The sequence below is a fragment of the Mesobacillus sp. ABV4_180 genome (assembly GCF_056158485.1).
Genome location: NZ_JBSWTJ010000001.1, coordinates 2,201,053 through 2,224,322, shown reverse-complemented (window position 1 = coordinate 2,224,322; position 23,270 = coordinate 2,201,053). Strand labels below are relative to the sequence as shown.

Below are 23,270 nucleotides of genomic sequence, written 5' to 3'. Positions count from 1 at the left end.
CCTTCGATTTTCTTCTTGTCTTTATCTTAAGATTTTGAAGAAAACAAAACCTCGTAGAGAAGCTTGATATTAACTACGACTTTAGTCTAAGTTTTGTAGGGTGTATCACCTGATATGGGCAAAAAAAGAAGGCTGCAAGATAGCAGCCTACAAAAATGATTAATTTTGGATCAGGTATACAATTGCTTCATAAGGCTTCAACGAAATGGTTGCCTCATAGTATTTGTTTACTTCGTAATTCGAAATCAAGATTTCGTTTTTCTTGCCTTGCAGTTCTGCAGGCACTTCGAAACGCTGTTCCTCATCAGAGAAGTTCAAAAGGACAAGTAATTTTTGCGACTCCCAAGTTCTTGTATAAACATACATACTTTCATCCTCTGGAACCAGGATATCGTAGCTGCCATGGACTATGATCGGATGTTCTTTTCGCAGCTGGATCAATTTTCGGTAATAGTGGTAGATGGAATTTTCGTCCTCCACAGCTTGTTTTGCATTGATTTCTTGATAATTTGGATTCACTTGAAGCCAAGGAGTGCCATTCGTAAAACCACCATGCTCGGTATTGTCCCACTGGAATGGTGTGCGGGCATTATCCCTTCCTTTTACATAGATAGACTCCATCACCTTAGCAGGATCTTCCCCATTTTGAATCACTTTTTCTTGGTACATATTAAGTGTTTCGATATCTTTATAATCATGAATGGAATCAAAGCGGACGTTTGTCATCCCAATCTCTTCCCCTTGATAGATATAAGGAGTGCCTTTCAGCATATGAAGGAATGTCCCAAGCATCTTGGCTGACTCAAGACGGTACTCCTGATCATTGCCGAAACGGGAAACCATCCTTGGCTGGTCATGGTTATTGAGGTATAAGCTGTTCCAGCCTTCTTCCTCAAGCCCCTTTTGCCATTTTGTGAAATTCTTTTTCAGATCTGTAAGCTTCAATGGTCGTAAATCCCATTTTCCTCCTGGTCCTGAATCGAGATCCACATGTTCAAATTGGAAAATCATATTGACTTCTTTGCGTTCCTCGTCTGTATAAAGTTTGGCCAGTTCTACGCTTGCGCCAGGCATTTCTCCAACAGTCATCGCATCATAATGATCCAGAGCTTCACGGTTCATCTCTTGAAGGTACTCGTGAATCTTTGGTCCATTCATGAAAAATTGGCTGCCGGATGCATACGGCTTGCCTTCTGGATTAGGTGCATCTGGCAGGCCTTCAACCTTTGAAATGAAGTTAATGACATCCATCCGGAAGCCATCAATACCTTTATCCAGCCAGAATTTCATCATATCGTACACTTCCTGGCGAAGCTTCGGATTTTCCCAATTCAGGTCTGGCTGCTTTCTGCTGAATAAGTGGAGGTAGTATTCATCTGTCGTCTCATCATACTGCCATGCTGAGCCGCTGAAGACTGATTCCCAATTGTTTGGCTCTTTTCCATCCTTGCCTGGTCTCCAAATATAATAATCACGATAAGGGTTGCCCTTCGATTTTTTTGATTCAACAAACCAATGGTGTTCATCGGAGCTATGGTTGACGACAAGGTCCATGATCAGCTTCATTTCTCTGTCGTGCATTTCTTTTAAAAGCAGCTCCCAGTCTGCCATTGTTCCGAATTCATCCATGATTTCACGATAATCGCTAATATCGTATCCGTTATCATCATTTGGTGATTTATATACTGGTGACAGCCAGATTACGTCGACCCCAAGCCTTTTTAAATAGTCCAGTCTGGAGATGATACCAGGGATATCGCCGATTCCATCACCATTTGAATCCATGAAGCTGCGAGGGTATATTTGATAAATGACTGATTCTTTCCACCATTGCTTTTTCAAAAAAATCACTCCAAAGTTTAATTGTTTATTTTGAGTAAACGTTTACGTCACAGTTAAAACTATATTTTTTTTACACTTTCCCGCTCTGCCACTGAATGTGGCATTATTCTGCTCTCTACCTTTTTCCCTTGATTCATCATGGAAAAAAGCATTTCTGCAGCTACTGTTCCCATTTGTTCCAATGGCTGTGCAACCGTAGTCAAAGGCGGAATCGACATTTCTGCAATCGGCAGGTTATCATAGCCGATAATGGAGAGGTCCTCTGGTATCTTTATTCCCAGCTTATAAGCGGAGGAAATAGCACCCATGGCCACTGCATCACTGGCAGCAAAAACGGCTGTTAGATCAGGGACTTGTTCCAGGAGCTTTGGCAACCCCACTAAACCATCATTAAAAGAAAAACCTTGTGAATAAACAATATTCTCTTCTGCGAAATTCAGGCCTTTATTCAAAAGAGCTTGTTTAAAACCATCAATTCGCGGCTGCCCGGCAATGATATCGTCCCTATTACCACTGATCATGCCAATGCTGCGATGTCCCATTTTTATTAAAAAATCAGTTGCGGTAAAGGAAGCATGCTTATCGTCAACTTTTACAAATGGCAAAGGATATTGATAGGATTCTGTTGACACGAGGACGACTGGTACATTCATCGTTTCAAGCATTTCATAATATTCCTCAGTAATGATCTCACTGACAAACAGGATTCCATCCACTCTCTTCTCCGCTAAAAGCTGTAAATACTTTATCGTACGCTCGCCGTGGGATGAAGTATTGCAAACAATCACACTTGAATCCTGACGATGGACTTCTTCCTCCACTCCCCTGAGGATTTTTGATGAGAACTGGCTCGAAACCTCCGGGAACAGAATTCCGACTGTATTGGATTTGTTGCTGATCAATCCCCTCGCAAAAGCGTTAGGCTGATAGCCCAATAATTTTACAGCTTGAAGCACCTTTTCTTCCGTTGCTTTTGAAAAGCCGCCTTGTCCATTTAAAACTCTTGATACAGTTGCAATGGAGACATTTGCTTTTTTGGCTACATCTTTAATGGTATAACTCATAATCACCCTAACCTTTTACGTAAACGTTTACGTTGCATTTCAATCATAGTATTGTCTGTGTTTTATATCAAGTATTTCTTTAAATCCTGTCCCCCTCAAATTAATGTTCCTCAGTTTTTTTGAAAACGACTATAAAAAGGTTTATTGTAGGCTGTTGGTGAATTAAATAAAAGCCAGAAAAAACAGATAAGGATGATCGAAAGTGAAAATTGGTTTGTTAAGGCATTTTAAAGTAACACTTGGATATCCAAAGAAGTACGTTACATCTGAAGAGCTACTTAAGTGGCAAGAGGAGTATAATGCATCAGATATAGAAGAAGTAGAAATCGAGCATCATGGTCATAAATGGAGCAGATGTTTTTCAAGTGATATGGAACGTGCACAAAGGACTGCCCGCAAAGCATATGAAGGCAACATTGTTCTCCTTGAGGACTTAAGAGAAATGTCTATTTATCCAATTTTCAAATCAAACATCCGCCTTCCTCTATGGCTTCATGTTACATTAATCCGCATTGCCTGGTTAATAGGACATGATTCACAGAAGGAAAGAAAAAAACAAGTTATAGAGCGGATTAACAGGATTCTCGATCAAGCTATGGAACACGGAGATGATCTGCTGATCGTTGGTCACGGCGGCATCATGATGTTCATGAGAAAGGAATTATTAAAAAGGGGCTTTTCTGGACCGAATTTCAACAGGCCCGAAAACGCCCGCCTCTATGTTTTCGAGAAAGAATAACATTCATTTCGCTGCCGCTGTATGAATTTTACCTTTAATGGAAAAAGTAACGACGAGTTAATCAATACAGGGAGGTATTGCAATGGAGAACACGCACGAATTTGTGGAGAAATTACATGAAAACCAGAGGAAAAATGAGCAGAATAAAAAGCGGCAAGGAAAGGAAAATCCAAGCGACAAGCTTCCGAATAAACAGCACTAAACAGAAAATAGACCGCCATTTAGCGGTCTATTTTCCTGTTTGAAAGGAATTACATGTTGCCTATCTGCTTCTGCGGTTTCTTGACCCGCTTCTATTGTTTATGCCTTTTGTTTGGCGATCCCCGGTGTTAGTACGGCTTCTTTCATTCCCCTGTCTTTCCTGCCGATTACTGTCGGAAGTTTCGCTTCTTGTCCGTCCTGCACGAGTTCTTTCTGGACGATCAGGTCTTACCCTTCTCTTTTCATTTGTGTCGGACTGCTTTGGTCGTGGACCATCCGAGAAATTGCTGCGATCGCGGTTTGATCCGTAACCTTCCTTGTTTCTGCGAGTTGGCATTTCATTTCGGCCTTCTCGGTTTTCTCCTGCCTTCTTTCGCGAGAAAGGTTCTCTGTTCACTTTCTCACCACGGTGGTCTCTTTCTGGCTTTCCTTCTTCACGTCTTCTGGATCTAGTATTCTTTCCCTTGAAATCCCCTGTTCTTTGTTTACGAGTTGTGTCTGTAGCTGACTCGGTGTGTGCCTCAGCTTTTCGAGCATTGCCCACGTTTTTCTTTTCAATTTTCATATTAAGCTCTGATTCAATCATATCCAGGAGGGGCCTGTCTTTTGGTGCGTAATAGGTTACAGCGAGCCCTTCACTGCCTGCACGCCCAGTTCGGCCAATACGATGAATGTAGCTTTCTGTATCGAGCGGAATGTCATAATTGAACACATGCGTGACTCCTTCGACATCAAGTCCTCTGGCTGCTACATCTGTTGCGATCAGATACTGGATCTTCGCTTCCCGGAACTTTTTCATTACCTGCTCTCTTTTTGCCTGGGAAAGGTCACCGTGAAGTTCATCGCAGTTAAAATGCATAGCCTTCAGTGCATCATTCAGCTTACTTACCCTTCTCTTTGTCCGACAAAAAATCACACCCAAAAATGGCTGGTACATCCTGAGTGACTCGATTAAATCATTCTGTTTTGCCCTGTCGGTTGTACTGATGGCAATCTGTTTAATATTTTCAAGCGGTGCCTGGGTTTTCTCGACCTGGATGTACTCTGGTTTGTACATATGCTTCTTGGCAAGCTTTTGTATTTCTTCCGGCATGGTTGCTGAAAAGAGCAACGTTTGCCTTGTTTTAGGAGTCTGTTTAATAATATCCTCTACCTCATGTAAAAAACCGATATGCAGCATCTGGTCTGCTTCATCGAGTACAAGAAAATCAGTTTTTGAAAAATCGACTGTTTCCCTGCGGATATGATCGAGCAATCTTCCAGGTGTCCCGATGACAATATGGATGTTTCGCTTAAGTTTCTTCAGCTGTGCTTCAACGTCCTGTCCGCCATACACTGCGAGAATATTTATGCCCTCAAGCTGCTCGATCAGCTTTTGGATTTCACTAGTGATCTGCAACGCCAGCTCCCTCGTCGGCGTGACAATCAAAGCTTGAATATGCGGACTATTGATATCTATTTTTTCCAGGATTGGCAGCACGAAAGCGAAAGTCTTCCCTGTCCCAGTTTGAGACTGGGCAATCACATCCTTGCCATCCAGCAATAAAGGAATCGCCTTTTCCTGTATAGGTGTTGGTTCTGTAATTCCTTGTATGTTTAATGTTTCAGCGAGCCGTTCATTAATGCCTAAAGATATAAAGTTGTTCAATGTCAATCCCTGCTTTCTTTAATCGGTTGAAAATCAGCTTCAACCATCCTTCTCATTATTGCTTTTTGTTTGGTAAAATATCAAGCTTAATTGCCGTAAGAAGTTCTGAATAGGCAATCCATTTAGACAGGTCGAAGCGAAAAAATCGGAAAAGCTGTCAAAATCATGCCTGGATTTAAACACTTTGAAGTAGATAATCGGAAAAGCTGAATGAATCAAACATCTATACTGAGAAGCTCATAATTACTTGAAGTGAATCAATCGAATCCATTGATGTATTTTCCATCTCGTTGTTTCTCCTCAAATTTCAGGCGTCATGCTCGTTTAAATTGGGCAAAATAATAATATGTAGATTTTCAATTTAGCCTGTGGTACGATTTACTAATTGAAGAATAGGAAGTGATTAGGAATGATCAAGATAGAACTGCCATCACCAGATGTGGTGATTACGAGAAGCAAGAAATTAGGAGAAAAGGTTGAGGCCGTGATCAGCAGCGAATATGGCTTCACAGATTACCACCGGATCCCAAGGGATAAAGGCGGAATCATTTTGTTTTTCAACTCTGACGATGAATTGATGTTTGTCGGCAAAGCGCGTAAATTAAGACCTCGAGTGAAAAAACATTTTGAGGACAATGTTTCTCCAATCAAAAATCATCGTCACGAGGTTAACAAGATTGCTTGCATCACGGTACAAGATCCAGTAGACAGAGAAATCTATGAAACCTTTGCAATCAATACGCTGAAAGCAAAATACAATGTTGAAAAAGTGTTTTTTAACCAGGAGTAAACTCTCAAACATCTTTTGGTTTTGATTCCTCTTCAATAGGAGCTCGGTAACATTGAAGCAAAAGAGAGCCTGAAACATATTTTCAGGCTCTCTTTCTATTTAAACCAACCCTTTTCCTTCGATTGGGTGATTGCTTCTATTCTGTTAGTTACTTGAAGCTTATCCAGGATGGTGGATATATAATTTCGGACGGTGCCGGTTGTGATGCTTAGCTGGCCGGCGATTTCCTTTGTATTTTTACCATCAGCAACCAGTTCGAGAACTTCCATTTCCCTTTCTGTAAGCGGATTTTCTTCGCTGTATACATCATCCATCAATTCAGGTGCATATACACGTCTCCCGCCAATCACACTGCGAATCGAACTGGCCAATTCCTCACTTGGGCTGTCCTTCAATAAATAGCCACTTACACCAGCCTTCAAGGCCCTCTGAAAGTATCCTGACCGGGCAAAGGTGGTCAATATGATGATTTTGCAGCCAAGGCCTTTCAATTCTTCCGCCGCTTCAAGACCAGTCTTGCCAGGCATTTCGATGTCCATGATACAGACATCAGGCTTCAGCTGCTTTGCAATTGCAACTGCCTCCTCCCCGTTGCTCGCCTTTCCTACTACATCCATATCATCTTCAAGACTCAACAGGGAGCCTAATGCCCCCAGCAGCATGCGTTGGTCTTCCGCTATGACAATCCGAATCATATAAGCTCCTCCCTGTCCCCTTGCTTCAGAACTTTAGGTATTTTGATTAAAAGAGTTGTTCCATCCGTTGAATTTAGATCAAGGGTTCCATTCACAAATTCAAGGCGCTCCCTCATACCCTGAAGCCCGCTTCCTTTATATAAATCCTCATCCTTGATATTTCCGACGCCATTATCGCTTACTTCTGCACTTAGTTCTTTTTCGGTTTGCTTTATTTTGATGCTGCAGGCAGACGCCTTGCTGTGCTTTACTACATTAGTCACTGCTTCCTTCAGGCACATGCTCAGTATGTTTTCTGAAAGAAGGGATACGTTGATTATATTGAAATCTTCATCGTTACCGACAAACTTGATTTCTGCCGCTTTCAGAATTTGTTTAATATGCACAAGTTCATCACGGACGCGTATTCCTCTCATTTCAGCTACCATTTTTCTGACCTCATTCAATGCAGTCCTGGCAGTCTGTTGAACATCCTTCAATTCTTCCCTTGCTTGATCAGGATCTTTAATAATTAATTTACGGGCCAAATCACTTTTTAGTCCGATTAATGAGAGCTTTTGGCCTAGTGTGTCATGTAAATCACGGGCAATCCGCTGGCGTTCTTCTAATTTTACCAGTTCTGATATCCGCTTGTTTGCATCTTCGAGTTTCTCTTCAAGCTGTCCTCTCTCATTTTTGTTATAAATGCTGAATGGCAGCAGGATGACACTGATCCAGACAATCACAATGATGGGCAGCTGTCTTATAAAAAAGTCCTCCTGCAGGACGATTTCAAAATTGATGACAATCGAGGTGCCAACAAGGTGAATGAAATACAGCACAAGAAAAGGAATCCGGTCTTTAATATTCCCGATAAAATAGGCAATGAAGAAAGCAAAATAAACATAGCTGAACAAGCTGGCAGATGCTATAGAAATCCCGATCAAAATGCACGTCCAAATGTAAACCGTCCAGCCCCTTGAAACAAATGCCAGCCAGTACACCAGGAAAAACAATAAAGTCAGAATGATGCCGACGACTATGCCGATTGTTGTTGGCAATTGCCAAATGAAATAAAAAGGCAATATTCCGAGAATTGTCCATATGTATGGAGATATCCCTGTACTTCTAAGTGAATTGAAAAACCTCTTGAACATATCAATACCTCTGCTTTATGAATAACTGATTCCATTTTACCATAAGAAAAATGGGACGCTTACAAAAAATCTCCCCTCAATCCAGGGTTCTGTTGCAACCATGGTTAAGGGGAGCGGTAATTAAAGTTCAGGCTTTGTCTGAGCCGTTAATTTGCTGCTATGCTGCATCGATTTCAACTCTTTGAAGCTGATGAATTGCTTCGTTCCTTCATCCCAAAGACGGAATCGCAATGAAGTTAAGCTTGTTGAAAGTGTGATTGTCGGCACATTGTGTAAAGGCTTAGTGTTATTGTGAACCTCTTCAAGCTTATAGTTTGGTACACGTGGGCTTAAATGGTGAACGTGATGGTAGCCGATGTTTCCGGTAATCCACTGGAGTACTTTAGGAAGCTTATAATAAGAGCTCCCTTCAACTGCAGCTTTCACGTATTCCCAATCTTTGTCTGCTTCAAAATAGGAATCCTCGAAAGTATGCTGTACATAGAAAAGCCAGATGCCGAACATTCCTCCGATGAAGAAGATTGGTCCTTCTACCATCACGAATGCCTTCCAGCCAATCGCCCAGATCAGAAGCGCAGAGATTCCAAAAATCAATGCATTTGTCAGGTAGGTGTTCAAGCGCTCTTTCATTCTTGCGCCTTTGCGATTGAAACGATTTGTGATTAAGACGATATAAATTGGCCCCAATACGAACATAACAAGTGGATTGCGGTACATTCTGTATGCAAGCTTTTGCCAGAATGGTGCAGCCAAATATTCATCAACCGTCATGACCCAGATATCTCCTGTGCCGCGCTTGTCCAGATTGCTGCTCGTCGCATGGTGGACCGAATGCTCATGTCCCCACTGACTATATGGGAACATTGTGATAACACCGGTAAGTGTTCCCACTACTTTGTTAGCGGTACGGTTCTTGAAAAATGAATGGTGTGTGCAGTCATGGAAAATGATGAAGATCCTGATCATGAATCCAGCTGCAACAACAGCAATCCCTAGTGTCAGTAAAAAGGAAACGGAAAGGCTTTTATATGCCAGAAACCACAATGCCAAAAATGGGATAACCGTGTTTATAATTTGAATGATACTGTCTTTTGTGTTCGAGTTCTCATAAGGGGCGACCTGTTTTCTGAGTTCTTTTGTGTTGTGTGTTGCCATCTTGATAAAAATTCCCCTTTCGGATTTGTAAGTTACCCAAATTATAAATAAGGGAAATGAATTTGTGCAGTAGCAGGTGTCATATATGACACATGACAAATGTCATGTTTCGATAATTTTTTTACTTCGAAATGCTGATTTAATCAAGTTTTTCAGAATTATGACCAGGTAATATTATTTGTTATTAATTTTTGTTGCTGAATTTTTATTTATTCATTAAGTTTGCCATTCCCTTCCTTTGTCCGATGGTTAACTCTAATCGAATATTCTTCTACCCATTTCAGTCCTGCTCCCAATATAATGTTCGATTCTGAAACAATTTCACGAAATGATGGTGGATATCGATTCGTGCGAATATGTTTCATCAGGTTCCTGTGTATCTGGCTATACTCCATCAGATCACAATGGTTCATCCATTGAATGACTGTTTCACTCCTTAGCATGGCAAGAGGATATGCATATTCGATTAAGTTTAGGAGTCTGAATGCCTCTTCCTTCGTCATTTGCTCACTCCCTGCAAGATAAAATCCACATTCATTCATTTTTTCCACTATGGTTGTAAAGATACATAAGTTCATATTCAAAATGAGATTTTACCTGTAGAATGAAAAAAAAGAGATTTCAGAAGGTGAGATTTTGAAAAATGCAATCGTTACGGGTTCGTCAAGCGGATTTGGGCTGTTAATTGCAATTGAATTAGCTAAATCAGGATATCAAGTAACAGCGACTATGCGCGATGTACAAAAATCAGATGCTTTGCTGAGAGTTGCCGAAGCTGAAAAAGTGTGCAGAAATATTAAAGTACTTCCCCTGGATGTTACGTCAAAGGATTCGATTGATGAATTTGCAAAACATTTGGATCTCCTCTCTTCTGTTGATGTACTGGTGAATAATGCCGGATATGCTCAGGGCGGTTTTTGCGAGGAACTTTCAGTGGATGATTATCGACTTCAATTCGAAACGAATTTTTTTGGAGCCGTGGCAACTGCCAAGGCCGTACTCCCACTTATGCGAGAGCAAAAATCAGGATTGATCATCAATATGAGCAGTATCAGCGGAAAGTTTGGCTTTCCTGGATTGTCTGCCTATTCAGCGTCAAAGCATGCACTTGAGGGTTTTAGTGAGAGCTTAAGGCTTGAACTTAAACCATTTGGAATCGACGTCGTACTAGTCGAGCCTGGCTCCTATAGGACAAATATTTGGCAAAGTGTTGAAAATGTTTCCCTACAAGAAAATTCACCTTATGAATCGTCGATGGCTTCGATATTGAATGAGGTGAAAAGTGGTGAAGCTGCCTATGGAGATCCTCTTGAAGTAGCGAAACTGGTCGCGGGGATTGCTTCTTCCAATAGACAAAGTAAACTTAGGTATCCTGTTGGAAAAGGTGTAAGTCGAACGATTTTTTTAAAGAATCTTCTTTCATGGAAAGTGATTGAGAAAATAGTGATAAATAAGCTGAACAATAAATAAGTTGAATGACTCTTTTCAAACGGAAAGAGTTTTTTTCTTTTAATAAAAGGGTTTTTTTACCACTTTGTAGAATTTTAAGAATTCTGAAAGGAGAATTCTTGTGAAAATAAAATCTCAAACCATTTTGAAGGCAGCACAAAAAACTGGCTATTATCTTCTCTTATTCCTGACATCCATACTAGGGATTGTTTTTTTTCTTTCATTTCACTTGGGCTTTGAATTTAAAGGGGACCATGTAGGTTTTAATATTAAAGTCTTTGTCAAGGAATTCGAGAACAACTTCAGGCAATTCGCAGATTATCAATCCATTCCTTTTTTTGAATTTACTGCAAATCCAATGCTAATTGATAGCTTTAAGCATTCCTATAGTATTTTGGGTGTTTCTCTGGCTAGTGTCGTCATAGCTGGCAGCATCATTGCTTTCATTGTCATGCTTTCCCCTTTTAGGGTAAGAAAAAAGATAAAAGCATTCCTGGACTTATTCGAAGGGCTGCCCGATTTGACGTTTATCTTTATCTTAAATACGATTCACATTTTTTTGTACTGGAAATATGATTATAAGTTATTTACAATGTACGGTTTTGGGTCTAATCGTCCATTTACTTTTCCGGTCATTGTTCTCTCGATTTTACCGGCTATCATCTTTGCTATATTCCTTCTTAAAAGTATGGAAGATGAGGAAGATGAATTGTATATCCATGTGGGTTTTTCAAAAGGACTTTCGAAGCTGTACATTTATTCGGTCCATATGATACGCAATGTACTGCCTGTTTTTATGCTGAAATTCCGGGTTATCCTCTACATGCTTTTATCGAACCTGGTGCTTGTCGAAAATATGTATTTTATTAAAGCTTATACTACATTAATATTTTTTGAGATACTGCGTGGAGACCATGTATTGCCTCTAGTTTATATGCTTGTCCTTTTTATTGTGCCGATTTTATTGTTTGAGGCACTTATTAAACTGTTTATTAAAGTTTTTGTTGTAAGGAACCGGGGGGATATTCAATTATGAAAAAAAATAGCTATAAAAGAACGAAAATCAGTCTGGGTATCCTGCTATTACTATTTTTAGGAAGCGTTTTATATAATTTTGTCGGACCAGATGATTACCGTTCAAACCTTCAGGATATTTATGATGGCAAAGGAGAAATCTTAAAACCCCCTCCCCATCCCCCTAACAATGAATATTTCTTAGGGACAGACCGGGATGGACGCGATAATATATTGCTTATCATTGATGGCATTAAATACACGATAATATTAATTGTTGTCGTATCCTTTCTTAGAGTGGTTATAGGGGCTGTTTTTGGTATTTTCGTTTCCATTTGGGTCCCTGCTTTAAAAGCATTCATTCAAGCTTTTCTTCTGCCCTTTCGATATGTCCCTGTTCTCTTGATTGGGATTTTTTATATGATCGGGATTGCTTGGATGTATAATGATATTTCAATCATCGCGAAGATTGAGTACCAGCTCATCGTTTTATTGATGCTGGGATTTCCGACAATATTCTTCTTCACGACTGATTACATTGAGGAGATAAAAACAAAATCTTTTATAACAAGTGCAATTTTATTGGGTGCCAATAGACGACATATTTTAACCAGGCATGTTATGCCCCACCTAAAACCACAGCTTCCCCTGCTTTTTGTACAGGAAGTAATTCAAACTTTGCAAATTATGCTGGGCTTGGCGATGTTCAGCATCTTCATAGGAGGACCTCATAAAGAAAAAATATTTAATGCTTCACAAACGAAATCGATTACGAATGAGCTTGCCGGCCTAACTGGCCAAAACTTCTGGTGGATGAAGTTCGCACCTTATATTGCACTAAGTTCATTTATCATGCTGATGATTATTTTCGTTCTGATTATTGTGATCAAGAATGAGTTAGTTGCTAATCTAGAAGGTAAAAATGAAGTAATGATTAAAACATCATCAAAAAATAAGCAAAAGCAACGAAAAATGAAACAGCCACCGAATCATAATATTGGCAAAGATCAAAACTTTATTTTGATAAATAACTCCGCAAAGGACGTTTCTTAAATGGTGTCTTAAACGGAGAACCCCCTTTTCAAATGGAAAGGGGGTTTTCCGTTTGTCAGTTAAGCTATTTTTCAGGTCTACTTCGCTGACTTGAGTAAATTCGGGAATTGAATTCAAGGTCAAATATAAAAATTTTCTTATGCATTAACATGACTATATTGCTCGGAATAATAATACTTTAAAGTATAACCTTTGAAGCAACTAGAAAGGATGAACTTCTTATGACGAGATTATTTGGTACAGATCCTTCTTTTTATCCTTCCCCGAGGTCAGCGATGGAAGCACCAAGTGAAAAATTGGCGTATGTAGCGTTGTTGAACCCTGATGCAATTGGGGTGGTTGATTTGGATCCTTCTTCCCGGACTTATGGAGAACTCATCTACAAACTTGACTTACCTGGTGAAGGAAATGATGAACTACATCATTTTGGATGGAACGCCTGCAGCTCAGCACTTTGCCCTACTGCATTTCATCCACAACTTGAAAGAAGATATCTTGTATTGCCCGGCATCCGTTCCTCAAGGATTTATATAGCTGATACGAAACCTGATCCCCGAAAGCCAAAAATAATTAAGACAATTGAACCTGAAGAGATCAAAAAACGGACTGGTTACAGCCGTCTCCATACTGTCCACTGTGGTCCGGAAGGAATATTCATCAGTGCTCTCGGTGCTGCTGATGGAGATGGTGGTCCGGGCGGCATCCTCCTGCTTGACCATTTTAATTTTAATGTATTAGGTGCATGGGAAATGGATCGAGGTCCACAGCATTATGCATACGATTTCTGGTGGCATATAGCCCATGATGTGACCGTATCAAGCGGCTGGGCAACCCCTGATTTATTTGAAAACGGCCTGGATTTAAATGCCCTGATGCAGAAGAAATATGGACACAGCCTCCATTTCTTTGATAGCAGGACGAGAAGCCATATCCAGGAAATAGATTTTGGCGACCATCACCAAATGGTACTTGAATTGAGGCCGGCACACGACCCAAGGAAGACGTATGGATTTGCAAGTGTGGTTATTGATGTTACGAATCTGGCTAGCTCCATATGGGTCTGGTATCGTGAGAATGGCAAGTGGGAAGCAAAAAAAGTTATTGAAATACCTGCTGCAGCAGCTTCGCCTGAAACACTCCCTCCTGCTCTAAAAGATGTCGGGGCGGTGCCCCCACTCGTCACAGATATGGTCCTTTCCCTCGATGACCGATTTTTATATGTGTCCTGCTGGGGAACTGGTGAGTTGATCCAGTATGATGTCAGTGATCCGTTTAATCCGATACTTGTGGACACTGTTAAAATTGGTGGTATAGCCACTCCAGTGCCCCATCCAAATGGAAAATTGATAACTGGCGGTCCGCAAATGGTGGAATTAAGCCGGGATGGCAAGCGCGCTTATTTCACAAATTCATTATATAAAGCCTGGGATGATCAGTTTTATCCAGGTGGAATCAAGGGTGCAATGGTTAAAGTGAATATCAAACCTCAGGGTGGGATGGAAATCGATTCAGATTTCCTTATTGAGTTTGAAGGAATGAGAGCCCATCAGATCAGGCTTGAAGGCGGCGACTGCTCTACAGATACTTTTTGTTATCCGTGAGTCGGGAGTGAATGGATATGGAAACGTTATTTTCTCCTGAAAACCAGATGGCAGCTGCTGCATTATTAGGTGCATTTCATGGAGTGAATCCTGCAATGGGATGGTTATTCGCAGTTTTCCTGGCCATCCATAGAAACCAAAAACGGGTTTTGTTTTATGCAATCATCCCTATTGCCACAGGCCAAATGTTAGGTGACGGAATTGTCATAGCAGCACAATCAGCCGCCCGTTTCCATTTCCCTCTGGCTACTGTCCATTTAGGAATAGCTTTATTTATAATCGCCTATGGGATATATCGGCTTTTTCGGTACTATCGACACTTCAGATGGGCTGGTGGCTTAAACGTAGGTTATGGCCAGCTGATTATCTGGTCTTTCCTGGCTTCTTCGACTCATGGATCGGGTTTATTGTTTGCCCCATTTATTCTAAGTGCAGAAAACATTTTTGACCTTGTTCCGCTATGGATTGTGCATGAAATCGCCATGCTATCTTCGATGACAGTGATTGCCTTGTCAGTTTACCACCTGGGCATTGCGAAGTTTAAGCGGTATCTGGTTAATTTTGAATTAGCCTGGGCAATTTTATTAATTGCTGTAGGTGTCATTCTATTCGTAATGGGCAGTGGTACAGGACAAGAGCATATTCACTGAGAACAAAAAGCGGAAGCGCCTTGTTCAGCCCCGACAAGCGGTGGAGGGGCTGACATTGAAGTCGCTCTTTGACTTCATTGGCAGGACCGAAGCGTCTCGAGGGGCTAGGCGCAGGAGCTGGATTAAGAACACAATATGTTGTTTACCGTAACGAATCATTTTACAAATACCTATACAATAAAAAAGGTGCTGATTTTCTTAATCAGCACCTTTAGTAATTTAATTAGAAAGAGCATTCTTATTAAATAGATTGCTTATTGGATTCAACAGCATCGCCCCAATTGCCTGTATAGCTGTTTTGACAATCACCTGTCCCAGGATGGCTGCAGGGACGGCTTCCCATGGGAGGAAGTTTGCCCCAATCGGGCTTAAACCGATAATGACGAAGATTACTGAATCAAGCAGGCCGCCAACCAAACCGCTGTAGAAAACTCTCCAGCTCATTGGAAGCTTGAGCCTTGTGTAAATTTCAGTATCCGTCGTTTCAGCAACTGCAAAGCTCAATGCTGAAGCAAAAACGATCAATAATGTGTCTCCTAAAATGAATGAAACTAATGCGGATAAGATAAGTGCTGCACCAATGAACATATACGTCTTCGCCCGGCCATATTTATTTTGGACCAAGTCCCTGAAGATGAATGTCGCTCCGATCAGTAAAGTTCCCATTGGTACAATGAACATTCCAAGGTGAAGCGGTGCAAATGCAGCGGTAATGACATTCGCTGTAATGATTGAAATTAAATATAAAAAGATTCTCATATTATTACCTCCTGATTTATCTAAACTCCCCGCTTATTGCCCCAGATGTATGTATGGAGCTGCGGAAGAACTCTGACATTTTTCATTTCCTTGTCTATGATGATCATGTTAATAAGCCTTTCATATTTATCGAGCAAAGAGGACACTAGCTTCTGTTGATCTGGTGTGGTAATGTCATCATTTCCAACCTGCAAATAGAATGGGATTTTTGGATATCGGTGGTGAACAAGCTTAGCATACTCATAATCTGTTTCATCAAAGACAACCACTTTCAGGCTGGTATTTTGGGCAGATTGGCTGCTGTACAACCGATCCACGATGAAATCCAATATTTCAAAGTCTGTTTGCATCCTTGAACTCGGGGGTTTTGGGGAAAGGGTCAGTTCATCAATTTGCAAAAACCAATCCTGCCACCTGCTTCCCTGTGTCTCAAGGCAAACTTTAATATTGTTTTCCCTTAATAAATCCACGAAACTTGATAAATTTTTCAGCAGCGCAGGATTTCCTCCAGAAATGGTGACAAAAGAAAAACCATCACCACCGATTGCTTTCAATTCTGACCAAATTTCCTCTGCTTCCATTTGTCTGACTAATTCTTTGCCAGATCCATCCCATGTAAAAGATGAATCACACCATGCACATGAATAATCACATCCTGCAGTCCTGACGAACATCGTTTTCTGGCCGATGACCATTCCCTCACCCTGGATTGTCGGACCGAATATTTCCATCACAGGAATCTTACTCATTCTCCATCCACTCCCGTCTTGCTTCTGCGAAGCTTGTAGGAGTTTCGTAGAGCTTTACGAATTCAACCCTTGCACCGTTGTATAAATCCTGCCTTTGGTGTAGTGACTCTGCCATTTTCTCATAAATCCAGACCACCATATTTTCAGCAGTTGTGTTCATTGGCGGTAAAGTTTCATTCAAGTAACGATGGTCCAGATGTACTTCTATTTCTGACTTCCAAATGTCCTTTATATCTCCAAAATCCATCATTAACCCGCGTGCATCAACAAACCCACTCAATCCAAATATGACTTTGTACGTATGGCCGTGAAGATTCTTGCATTTACCTTCATAGTCGTGAAGATGATGAGATGCATCGAATGTGAATTCTTTGCTTACTAGAACTCGTTTTGAGTGATATTTCAATTGTTCTCTGCTAATATCCTGATCTATTTTTTGCAGCTGTTCTACAATACGGAATCCGAACATTATAAGTCAGCCCCCTTCAGGAACTCATCCAGCCCTTTTTTTCTTAGATTGCAGGCTGGGCATTCGCCGCACCCGTCTGCAATGATCCCGTTGTAGCATGTCATTGTTTTTGTGCGGACGTACTCAAAAGCGCCAAGCTCATCAGCAAGTTTCCACGTCTCTGCTTTATTCAGCCACATTAATGGAGTATGAACCACAAAGTTTTCGTCCATCGACAGGTTCAATGTAACATTCAAAGACTTAATGAAAACATCCCGGCAATCAGGGTAGCCGCTGAAGTCTGTCTCGCAAACGCCTGTTATGATGTGTTTTGCGTTCACCTGACTCGCCAGAACTCCTGCAAAAGATAAGAATAATAGATTTCGGCCTGGAACAAATGTGGAAGGCAGTCCTCCGTCTTCTCCATCTATTACATCAATATCTTTTCGGGTCAGTGCGTTTGGAGCCAATTGGTTCAGCAGGCTCATATCCAGGACATGGTGCTTCACACCAAGCTCTTTAGCGATTTCTTTTGCACAGTCAATTTCTGTGCTGTGCCTCTGATTATAATCGAAGGTCACTGCTTCCACTTCGGTAAAATTCTCTAATGCCCAGAACAAACACGTTGTGCTATCCTGCCCGCCGCTGAAAACAACAACAGCTTTTTCCTTTTTCATAAGAAAGACTCCTTTATAACGGAAAAAAACAGCACCACTAAGACAGCGGTACTGTTTTCCCTTAGTTTTTTTGAGAGGGTAGCTAGAACCTCTTCCGTAAAAACGGATTATATAATTTTGACTTACCCATTTTATCATACATTTTATAAAAAGGAAGCTTTTCTTAGACCTGTTTCCTAAAGGTTATTGTGGATCAAATTTTGTTATTTAGATAAGGACATCCGCTCAAGCGGATTCCAAAAATGTGAATAAAATGTCAACAGGTTCAATCTACTTAAAAATGGGTCTGTTTAAATATTAATTGAACAGTTTGATGAAAGGTTGAACATAGTCATTCAAATTTTTATTAGACAAGGAGGACAACGATGGATCTAGAGAATTCTTTATCAAGGAACCGCGATTTTGATGATAAGTTTCACCCTGACTTCTACGAATGTGATGAACCCGAGTGCGATAAACACGATTCCCCTTTTGCCCCGAATTATTCCTGTGGAACGGATTCAGAATCTGAATCCCCATCCAATGAGGAACATTTGGAATCCAGTTCACATGGTGATTATTGCAGAAGTTACAAAGATTTTTGCATGCCAATCATCTTCGACCGGAGATTTGATTATTCACACCGTGAAATTTGCAGCAGAAATTTCAGCTTGCGCCTGGGTGGCTTAAGAAACCGTATGGCATCTGCATTAAGGCAATATTTGGGCTGTAAGGTTAAGATCGGATACGAATGTGACAATGAAGTGAAAAGTTTACAAGGCAGAATCAGTTTTGTCGGATCTGATTTTGTGGAAATGAAAAAAGTTGAATTTATTAATGTAAATGAATCCAAAAATCATAAAGGGCATCACAAAAAAGATTATTTCATGATTCCTTTTGACACCATAAATTGGCTTGAACTGGAAAAGGGAAAACGGAATGTTTTATAAAAAAAACGCCTAAGCTTTTGCTTTAGGCGTTTTCAAATTCTAGAATTAGTTTTTTATGATGTAACAAACGTTAGACAATGATATATTCTCGATGCTGCCATCGGCAAGTTCCATTTGAATTTTTTCATTGTGAATCGACTTGATTACTCCTTGGTGATCTCCGTCTATAGTGCTAATTGTAATTTTATCGTCCTCATAAGTTTTAAGGTACATAGACAACTTGATTCGGTAGAAGAGCTGGACCAGATCGGGATCGTTGGCAACAGTTTCACCAAAGTTAAAAGTCAATTCCCTGCGGAAGCATGCATCGATGTCTATCAACGAAGGCTCATGGACAGGCGGAATAAATTTCCTCCTGGTTATGACCACGCACACTTTGCTGAATGGTATAAGAATAATTCGCCCGTTTTTACTAAGCTGAACAAAGTCGCGGCCGGCAAATTCTACTTTCCCCTCAACCATATTTTTGCTGCTCCTTGCTTTCCTTTTTCTCTTCATAAGTTGTTTCTTTTTAATACGCTTTTTTTTCGGTGCTTTTTTTTGCTTTCCCTTTTGGCTCTGTTTTTTTGATGTTGAGTTCCCTTTTGCATCTGCCATTAACATCGGAGTTACTGGTTCAACATCAGCATGCTCTTCCTCTTCATCACTCATTGAGCATCGGATCTTAACCCTTACAGTATGGGATTTCAAACCATCAAATAAAATTCTTCGTCCTGTTTCTGATTGTTCATTGGATAATCCAAGGTCTAAAAGCAGCCGGTTGGCAGCGTCCATTTTCTCCTCTAATTCATGAAGCCGTTCTTCTGATAAACAAGAAGTCGGTGATGGGTACAATGGAGTCTCGATTCTTTCAGGACATCCTTCAGGCGGACAAAAATCATCAATTGGAACCGAGGACGAGCTGCTTTCACGATGTTCAGAGCTTTCAGTGTAAAAATCAGGGCGCTCAATTTTATGTCTTTTTTTCATGATGTCACATCCCTTCTTTCCACGGATACCTTAATCTTTAAGTGGTGGCAAGTCATCTTGAATTTCCTTATGGACTCTGAAGATACCCCACATCCCAAGCTCTAAATGCCAGCGTATGTTTCCTGAGCGGTACAGATAATCTCCAGGGTAATTGTAAATCCCTCCTGCTCCCCCTATCAAAGGCAAATCATCCGTATGGCCAGCCACCATATGTCCGATAAAGGACTGGGTTCGTGAATCCAGGTCTTTCGTGTCAAATTTCCAATAGTGCCCGTGAAGGTGGAATGTGTGAGATCTTCGCCTTTCAGCAGGAATCGTAAGACGAATGACGACAGGCTCTCCAGGATAAGCTTCAAAAACTGGGGTAGCTGGATCGCCGAACACTTCTGATGAGAAAAGTTCATGCAGAACTGGATGTTTTTTGTAACGGTTAATCAATCTCTCGCTCCGATAATTGAACCCGCGTGAACCAAAATCATAGCTGTCCACTTCCTCCAAAACTTCAGTATCCGGGATGACACCATCAATTGGATCGATGATGACCTTGCCATCTTTATCTTCAAGTCTTACGCCATCATGCATGATCATGACGAATTCGCGTGTATCCGGAAGCAGAGGATTCCTCAAGACGACGTTTTCCCCTGTTTTCACTTTTTTAAGCGTATGTGGATCATGGTAAGTTGTATAACGGGGTTCAGCAATGAAAGCCCCGAAGGTTCCGAATGAGCGGTGATTCCGTAAATCTGCCATATCCCACATCGCACAGGTGCCGAATTGACCATCAACAAACCATCTGTACGTAATGGTCTGACCCGGGCCGACTGTCTGATCTGGATTATAGCCTACCGTATCGCCGCTTGAGGTTTTCACATCATAACTCAATAGGCCCGTGTGCAATGAGATGCGCAATGATGGCGGATAGAAGGATTGTTCCTTTACAGGCGGATAAGGATGTATTCCATCAGGGAAAGGGAACAATTCTTTCTTAAGTTTGCTAGTCAAAGTCACTTCTACCAGGTCGCCAACATTTGCGCGGAGCACAAGCGGTACAGGGTTCTTTTTTCCTGACAGGATATCTTCTTCATCTTCCTTTAAAGCGAAAATAATTCCATAAGGGTCGTGATCGCCGTATGAATTGTATTGAATGGATGTCTGGAAAGCTACTACATCAAACTTCTTCACTGGTGCTCCTGGATAGGCATCTGGAGGCATGCTTGACTGCGGATCTGCCAGTTTTGGAGGATGTCCTGTTGGTTTCGGAAGTTTAGTAGTTCGCTTGGGTGGATCGTTTCGATCAGGCAAGGTAATTAAATCGTCGACTTTTTCCTTAAATGCCCGAATCAGACCCCACGTTCCCAGCCACACATCTTCTTCATCCTCGAATGCCCAAAGGTAGTCACCTGATAATGGAATCTCCATTTCAAAAGTGAAGGATTCTGATATGCCGATGTGCTGCTGTGCTTTCATGGAGGATCCTAAATCTGGCCGTTCCTCTTTCCATTTCAAGCCGTGAATATTGAAGCTGTGCGATTCTTCATGCGCCCCCTGCAAGAGTCTTATTCTGATCGGATCTCCTTCGTATGCCCGCAAAATAGGTGTCACAGGATCACCATGTACATAGGAGCTGAAAGAGTATGCTGGATCACAATCTTTCCCCAGTCTGAATTTAAGAGGCTCACATTTATAATTTACCGCGAACACACCTGGGTCATCTTCTGAACCAGGATATTCAGGCGGCTGGATTGGACAGCCATTTTTATCGAACAGCAATGCAAAATCCTGGACAAACAGTGTTTGGTCACGATAATCCGGTATTAGCGGATGCTCGACTGTAATCTGTGTTCCATGGTCGACCTCTTTCCCTGTTTTTGAATCTAGGAATTTGGAGAATCTCGGCTGGATTACACCAGCTCCAAATACACCGTGCTGCTGGTGGGAATTAGGAAACAGGTGGTCATGGAAAAAGAATGCCTTTAACTCAGTATCTGCAAACCATTCATAACGGATCGTCTGCCCTGGTAAAACTGAACTGTCGTAATTCCAGCCGACATTAGCACCATCGCAAACGAGCACATCGAATTTCACAAAATGAATATGAAAGCCATTTTCATATGTCCTCGTTACAAGCTGGAATGCATCTCCATCAAGGATATGCGGCATCCGGTTTGTATAATTGATTCTTATGCAGGTTCCTGCCGGGACGTGGAACACCAGCGGCTCAGGTTCCTTTTTTCCGGAAAGCACATCATCAAGGTCTTCATCAAATACATATAATCTTCCTTTTGGGTCATGCCAGCCCTGTCTGTTATACACAATCGGCATTTCAATTACTGATATATCAAATTCAACAACAACGGGATTATCCATGCATGGTTCAGCAAAGACAGCACCAGGACGTGCATTTGGAATTGCTGCATTTTCCTCTAAAACTGTCATGTCCCGGCCGCCAACAATTCCAAGTGGAGGCCTTGGAGCTTTGTATCCTACCTTCCCTGGGATGAAGTTTGGAAATCCAGGCCTTGCAGGTGTCGGTTTTGGAGGAAGCGGACGGTCCGGTAGTGGTTGGAGGGCTTCAATTTTGACTCCATTTGGATAGCATTGACTTCCATCCTGCAGAGTATCAAATACCCTGTTGATTCCCCACATCCCTGCCCCGAAGTGAGGGTAGAGATGGCAGTGGATTACGACATCGCCTATCGCTCCATGCAAACTTCCAAGACCATACAAAGGCTGGACGGAATAATGGGATTGCGGACTGATCGCTTGTGCATCAAGGATTTCTGCTTCAATATTTTTTGAATCACCAAGCCATTGATGAACATGATAGTGGAATACATGTGTTTCCCGTACTCCTCCATGGATCAGCCTAATAATAGCCGGGTCGCCAACATAACCTCTTAGTATCGGCGTAGCAGGATCACCGAACACCCATGAATCATGATGAACCTCTTCTGCATCACAATCAGGACATACAACTCCCTCTTCTATCAACCTTTTACGATTATTCATAGGTTCATAACGAAGGTTCACACCATGAAATGATTCAGCTTCCTGGTTGGTCATCGGGTTAAGGGGTCTGTTCCCCGTTAAATCCTTCACTTCCATTTCATCATTGAAAAACCAGGCATATTCACGGAATGAAGGCAGGAAAGGGTGGTGGATATCAGCGTAAACACCGCTATTTATTGGTTTGCCCGTCACCGGGTCTGTCCATCTTGACCCGCGTTTTTGGACGAGCAGCGCGCCGAACAAACCTTGGATGCTTGATCCCTGCTCAGTGCTTGACACATTTCCCAAATCAGTAAAATAATAAATTCCTTCCAGGCTGGCATGGATGCGGTAAAGGATTTTTTCTCCTGGTTTAACGGTCGTATCAGGGTTATATCCTGCATCTGCTCCATCTGATGTCAGGACGTTGTAATCTGCTTCTTGAAAATGCATCCCCGCTGAAAATGGCAGCTGGTTCTCAAAAAGAATATCCACAACATCTCCCTCATTTGCCCGGATGGCCAGAGGTTGAACAAGGTCGACGGGTTTGTAAGGGTTTTTGCTGACAAGGTCCTTTATTTTAGACTCATTTTCTTTTAAAACATAAATCCTGCCATTAGGATTATGGTCGCCAAAATTATTGACCACAATTCTCGTCGAAATCGCGACGACGTGAAATTTTCTGTTCATTCATTTCCCCCCTTCAAATATTAA

At 41.4% G+C, this 23,270-nt stretch carries 22 protein-coding genes and 1 riboswitch; of the genes, 9 read left to right on the top strand and 13 right to left on the bottom strand.

The window, feature by feature from the left end:
• Positions 1 to 159: 159 nt before the first annotated feature.
• Both ACXAEA_RS11365 and ACXAEA_RS11360 read right to left on the bottom strand, forming a co-directional pair.
• Entirely contained in the window at positions 160 to 1,842 is a 1,683-nt protein-coding gene (locus ACXAEA_RS11365; RefSeq protein WP_475095990.1) for a glycoside hydrolase family 13 protein, read from the bottom strand.
• Between the two features lie 59 nt (positions 1,843 to 1,901).
• The gene (locus ACXAEA_RS11360) at positions 1,902 to 2,906 is read right to left on the bottom strand and encodes a LacI family DNA-binding transcriptional regulator (RefSeq protein ID WP_475095989.1); all 1,005 of its coding nucleotides are present in this window, start codon (positions 2,904 to 2,906) and stop codon (positions 1,902 to 1,904) included.
• Positions 2,907 to 3,108: 202 nt separating this feature from the next.
• On the opposite strand from ACXAEA_RS11360, the gene ACXAEA_RS11355 reads away from it, so the two are divergent.
• Together ACXAEA_RS11355 and ACXAEA_RS11350 are read left to right on the top strand one after the other, a co-directional pair.
• On the top strand, positions 3,109 to 3,645 hold the full coding sequence (locus ACXAEA_RS11355; RefSeq protein WP_475095988.1) for a histidine phosphatase family protein: 537 nt from the start codon (positions 3,109 to 3,111) through the stop codon (positions 3,643 to 3,645).
• Positions 3,646 to 3,727: 82 nt separating this feature from the next.
• Positions 3,728 to 3,847, top strand: a complete 120-nt coding sequence (locus ACXAEA_RS11350; RefSeq protein WP_125481111.1) for a DUF4023 domain-containing protein — start codon at positions 3,728 to 3,730, stop codon at positions 3,845 to 3,847.
• A 60-nt stretch (positions 3,848 to 3,907) separates the two neighbouring features.
• Here the strand turns inward: ACXAEA_RS11350 and ACXAEA_RS11345 are convergent, their stop codons facing one another.
• Positions 3,908 to 5,494 carry a DEAD/DEAH box helicase gene (locus ACXAEA_RS11345; protein WP_475095987.1) on the bottom strand — a complete coding sequence of 529 codons (1,587 nt, stop codon included), beginning with the start codon at positions 5,492 to 5,494 and terminating at the stop codon, positions 3,908 to 3,910.
• 409 nt (positions 5,495 to 5,903) lie between these two features.
• Between ACXAEA_RS11345 and ACXAEA_RS11340 the strand changes: the two genes are divergently transcribed.
• Complete coding sequence (locus ACXAEA_RS11340) at positions 5,904 to 6,284, top strand: nucleotide excision repair endonuclease (RefSeq protein ID WP_475095986.1); 381 nt, start codon at positions 5,904 to 5,906, stop codon at positions 6,282 to 6,284.
• A gap of 95 nt (positions 6,285 to 6,379) precedes the next feature.
• Here ACXAEA_RS11340 and ACXAEA_RS11335 read toward each other — a convergent pair whose 3' ends face one another.
• From ACXAEA_RS11335 to ACXAEA_RS11320, 4 genes are all read right to left on the bottom strand, one after another.
• Positions 6,380 to 6,979 carry a response regulator gene (locus tag ACXAEA_RS11335; RefSeq protein WP_475095985.1) on the bottom strand — a complete coding sequence of 200 codons (600 nt, stop codon included), beginning with the start codon at positions 6,977 to 6,979 and terminating at the stop codon, positions 6,380 to 6,382.
• Positions 6,976 to 8,115, bottom strand: coding sequence for a sensor histidine kinase (locus tag ACXAEA_RS11330; RefSeq protein ID WP_475095984.1), 1,140 nt, complete (start codon positions 8,113 to 8,115; stop codon positions 6,976 to 6,978). Before ACXAEA_RS11330 ends, ACXAEA_RS11335 begins: the two co-directional genes overlap by 4 nt.
• A 120-nt stretch (positions 8,116 to 8,235) precedes the next feature.
• Positions 8,236 to 9,270 carry a Delta(5) desaturase DesA gene (desA, locus tag ACXAEA_RS11325; RefSeq protein ID WP_475095983.1) on the bottom strand — a complete coding sequence of 345 codons (1,035 nt, stop codon included), beginning with the start codon at positions 9,268 to 9,270 and terminating at the stop codon, positions 8,236 to 8,238.
• A 209-nt stretch (positions 9,271 to 9,479) separates the two neighbouring features.
• Positions 9,480 to 9,773, bottom strand: a complete 294-nt coding sequence (locus ACXAEA_RS11320) for a hypothetical protein (protein ID WP_475095982.1) — start codon at positions 9,771 to 9,773, stop codon at positions 9,480 to 9,482.
• Between the two features lie 133 nt (positions 9,774 to 9,906).
• Between ACXAEA_RS11320 and ACXAEA_RS11315 the strand changes: the two genes are divergently transcribed.
• From ACXAEA_RS11315 to ACXAEA_RS11295, 5 genes are all read left to right on the top strand, one after another.
• Positions 9,907 to 10,740: an SDR family oxidoreductase gene (locus tag ACXAEA_RS11315; RefSeq protein WP_475095981.1), complete on the top strand. Its 834-nt coding sequence runs from the start codon at positions 9,907 to 9,909 to the stop codon at positions 10,738 to 10,740.
• A 100-nt stretch (positions 10,741 to 10,840) separates the two neighbouring features.
• Complete coding sequence (locus ACXAEA_RS11310; RefSeq protein ID WP_475095980.1) at positions 10,841 to 11,755, top strand: ABC transporter permease subunit; 915 nt, start codon at positions 10,841 to 10,843, stop codon at positions 11,753 to 11,755.
• Positions 11,752 to 12,786 carry an ABC transporter permease subunit gene (locus ACXAEA_RS11305; RefSeq protein WP_475095979.1) on the top strand — a complete coding sequence of 345 codons (1,035 nt, stop codon included), beginning with the start codon at positions 11,752 to 11,754 and terminating at the stop codon, positions 12,784 to 12,786. The genes ACXAEA_RS11310 and ACXAEA_RS11305 overlap by 4 nt, the downstream gene beginning before the upstream one ends.
• A gap of 221 nt (positions 12,787 to 13,007) precedes the next feature.
• Positions 13,008 to 14,387, top strand: coding sequence for a selenium-binding protein SBP56-related protein (locus ACXAEA_RS11300; protein ID WP_475095978.1), 1,380 nt, complete (start codon positions 13,008 to 13,010; stop codon positions 14,385 to 14,387).
• Positions 14,388 to 14,404: 17 nt separating this feature from the next.
• Complete coding sequence (locus ACXAEA_RS11295; protein ID WP_475095977.1) at positions 14,405 to 15,037, top strand: hypothetical protein; 633 nt, start codon at positions 14,405 to 14,407, stop codon at positions 15,035 to 15,037.
• A 219-nt stretch (positions 15,038 to 15,256) separates the two neighbouring features.
• On the opposite strand, the gene ACXAEA_RS11290 is transcribed toward ACXAEA_RS11295, so the two are convergent.
• From ACXAEA_RS11290 to queC, 4 genes are read right to left on the bottom strand one after another with little or no spacing between them, the layout of a single operon-like run.
• Entirely contained in the window at positions 15,257 to 15,796 is a 540-nt protein-coding gene (locus tag ACXAEA_RS11290; RefSeq protein WP_475095976.1) for a VUT family protein, read from the bottom strand.
• A gap of 20 nt (positions 15,797 to 15,816) precedes the next feature.
• Positions 15,817 to 16,545 (bottom strand): 7-carboxy-7-deazaguanine synthase QueE, encoded by a 729-nt coding sequence (gene queE, locus ACXAEA_RS11285; RefSeq protein ID WP_475095975.1) that lies wholly within the window; start codon positions 16,543 to 16,545, stop codon positions 15,817 to 15,819.
• Positions 16,538 to 17,014, bottom strand: a complete 477-nt coding sequence (gene queD, locus ACXAEA_RS11280) for a 6-carboxytetrahydropterin synthase QueD (protein ID WP_475095974.1) — start codon at positions 17,012 to 17,014, stop codon at positions 16,538 to 16,540. The genes queE and queD overlap by 8 nt, the downstream gene beginning before the upstream one ends.
• A complete protein-coding gene (queC, locus tag ACXAEA_RS11275) occupies positions 17,014 to 17,670 on the bottom strand; it encodes a 7-cyano-7-deazaguanine synthase QueC (protein ID WP_475095973.1) in 657 nt (218 codons plus the stop codon). The genes queD and queC overlap by 1 nt, the downstream gene beginning before the upstream one ends.
• Positions 17,671 to 17,725: 55 nt before the next feature.
• Positions 17,726 to 17,768: riboswitch (PreQ1 riboswitch) on the bottom strand.
• 267 nt (positions 17,769 to 18,035) lie between these two features.
• Here queC and ACXAEA_RS11270 point away from each other — a divergent pair.
• Entirely contained in the window at positions 18,036 to 18,599 is a 564-nt protein-coding gene (locus ACXAEA_RS11270; RefSeq protein ID WP_475095972.1) for a hypothetical protein, read from the top strand.
• A gap of 45 nt (positions 18,600 to 18,644) precedes the next feature.
• Here the strand turns inward: ACXAEA_RS11270 and ACXAEA_RS11265 are convergent, their stop codons facing one another.
• Both ACXAEA_RS11265 and ACXAEA_RS11260 read right to left on the bottom strand, forming a co-directional pair.
• Positions 18,645 to 19,568: a hypothetical protein gene (locus ACXAEA_RS11265; protein WP_475095971.1), complete on the bottom strand. Its 924-nt coding sequence runs from the start codon at positions 19,566 to 19,568 to the stop codon at positions 18,645 to 18,647.
• A gap of 30 nt (positions 19,569 to 19,598) precedes the next feature.
• Positions 19,599 to 23,246 carry a multicopper oxidase domain-containing protein gene (locus tag ACXAEA_RS11260; protein WP_475095970.1) on the bottom strand — a complete coding sequence of 1,216 codons (3,648 nt, stop codon included), beginning with the start codon at positions 23,244 to 23,246 and terminating at the stop codon, positions 19,599 to 19,601.
• Positions 23,247 to 23,270 lie beyond the last annotated feature (24 nt).

What these genes read in the sequence shown, in the direction of transcription:
- desA (WP_475095983.1), bottom strand. Translation starts at nt 9,270, where the DNA reads ATGGCAACACACAACACAAAAGAACTCAGAAAACAGGTCGCCCCTTAT.
- ACXAEA_RS11300 (WP_475095978.1), top strand. Translation starts at nt 13,008, where the DNA reads ATGACGAGATTATTTGGTACAGATCCTTCTTTTTATCCTTCCCCGAGG.
- ACXAEA_RS11305 (WP_475095979.1), top strand. Translation starts at nt 11,752, where the DNA reads ATGAAAAAAAATAGCTATAAAAGAACGAAAATCAGTCTGGGTATCCTG.
- ACXAEA_RS11295 (WP_475095977.1), top strand. Translation starts at nt 14,405, where the DNA reads ATGGAAACGTTATTTTCTCCTGAAAACCAGATGGCAGCTGCTGCATTA.
- ACXAEA_RS11270 (WP_475095972.1), top strand. Translation starts at nt 18,036, where the DNA reads ATGGATCTAGAGAATTCTTTATCAAGGAACCGCGATTTTGATGATAAG.
- queC (WP_475095973.1), bottom strand. Translation starts at nt 17,670, where the DNA reads ATGAAAAAGGAAAAAGCTGTTGTTGTTTTCAGCGGCGGGCAGGATAGC.
- ACXAEA_RS11360 (WP_475095989.1), bottom strand. Translation starts at nt 2,906, where the DNA reads ATGAGTTATACCATTAAAGATGTAGCCAAAAAAGCAAATGTCTCCATT.
- ACXAEA_RS11335 (WP_475095985.1), bottom strand. Translation starts at nt 6,979, where the DNA reads ATGATTCGGATTGTCATAGCGGAAGACCAACGCATGCTGCTGGGGGCA.
- queD (WP_475095974.1), bottom strand. Translation starts at nt 17,014, where the DNA reads ATGTTCGGATTCCGTATTGTAGAACAGCTGCAAAAAATAGATCAGGAT.
- ACXAEA_RS11350 (WP_125481111.1), top strand. Translation starts at nt 3,728, where the DNA reads ATGGAGAACACGCACGAATTTGTGGAGAAATTACATGAAAACCAGAGG.
- ACXAEA_RS11320 (WP_475095982.1), bottom strand. Translation starts at nt 9,773, where the DNA reads ATGACGAAGGAAGAGGCATTCAGACTCCTAAACTTAATCGAATATGCA.
- ACXAEA_RS11330 (WP_475095984.1), bottom strand. Translation starts at nt 8,115, where the DNA reads ATGTTCAAGAGGTTTTTCAATTCACTTAGAAGTACAGGGATATCTCCA.
- ACXAEA_RS11340 (WP_475095986.1), top strand. Translation starts at nt 5,904, where the DNA reads ATGATCAAGATAGAACTGCCATCACCAGATGTGGTGATTACGAGAAGC.
- queE (WP_475095975.1), bottom strand. Translation starts at nt 16,545, where the DNA reads ATGAGTAAGATTCCTGTGATGGAAATATTCGGTCCGACAATCCAGGGT.
- ACXAEA_RS11260 (WP_475095970.1), bottom strand. Translation starts at nt 23,246, where the DNA reads ATGAACAGAAAATTTCACGTCGTCGCGATTTCGACGAGAATTGTGGTC.
- ACXAEA_RS11265 (WP_475095971.1), bottom strand. Translation starts at nt 19,568, where the DNA reads ATGAAAAAAAGACATAAAATTGAGCGCCCTGATTTTTACACTGAAAGC.
- ACXAEA_RS11290 (WP_475095976.1), bottom strand. Translation starts at nt 15,796, where the DNA reads ATGAGAATCTTTTTATATTTAATTTCAATCATTACAGCGAATGTCATT.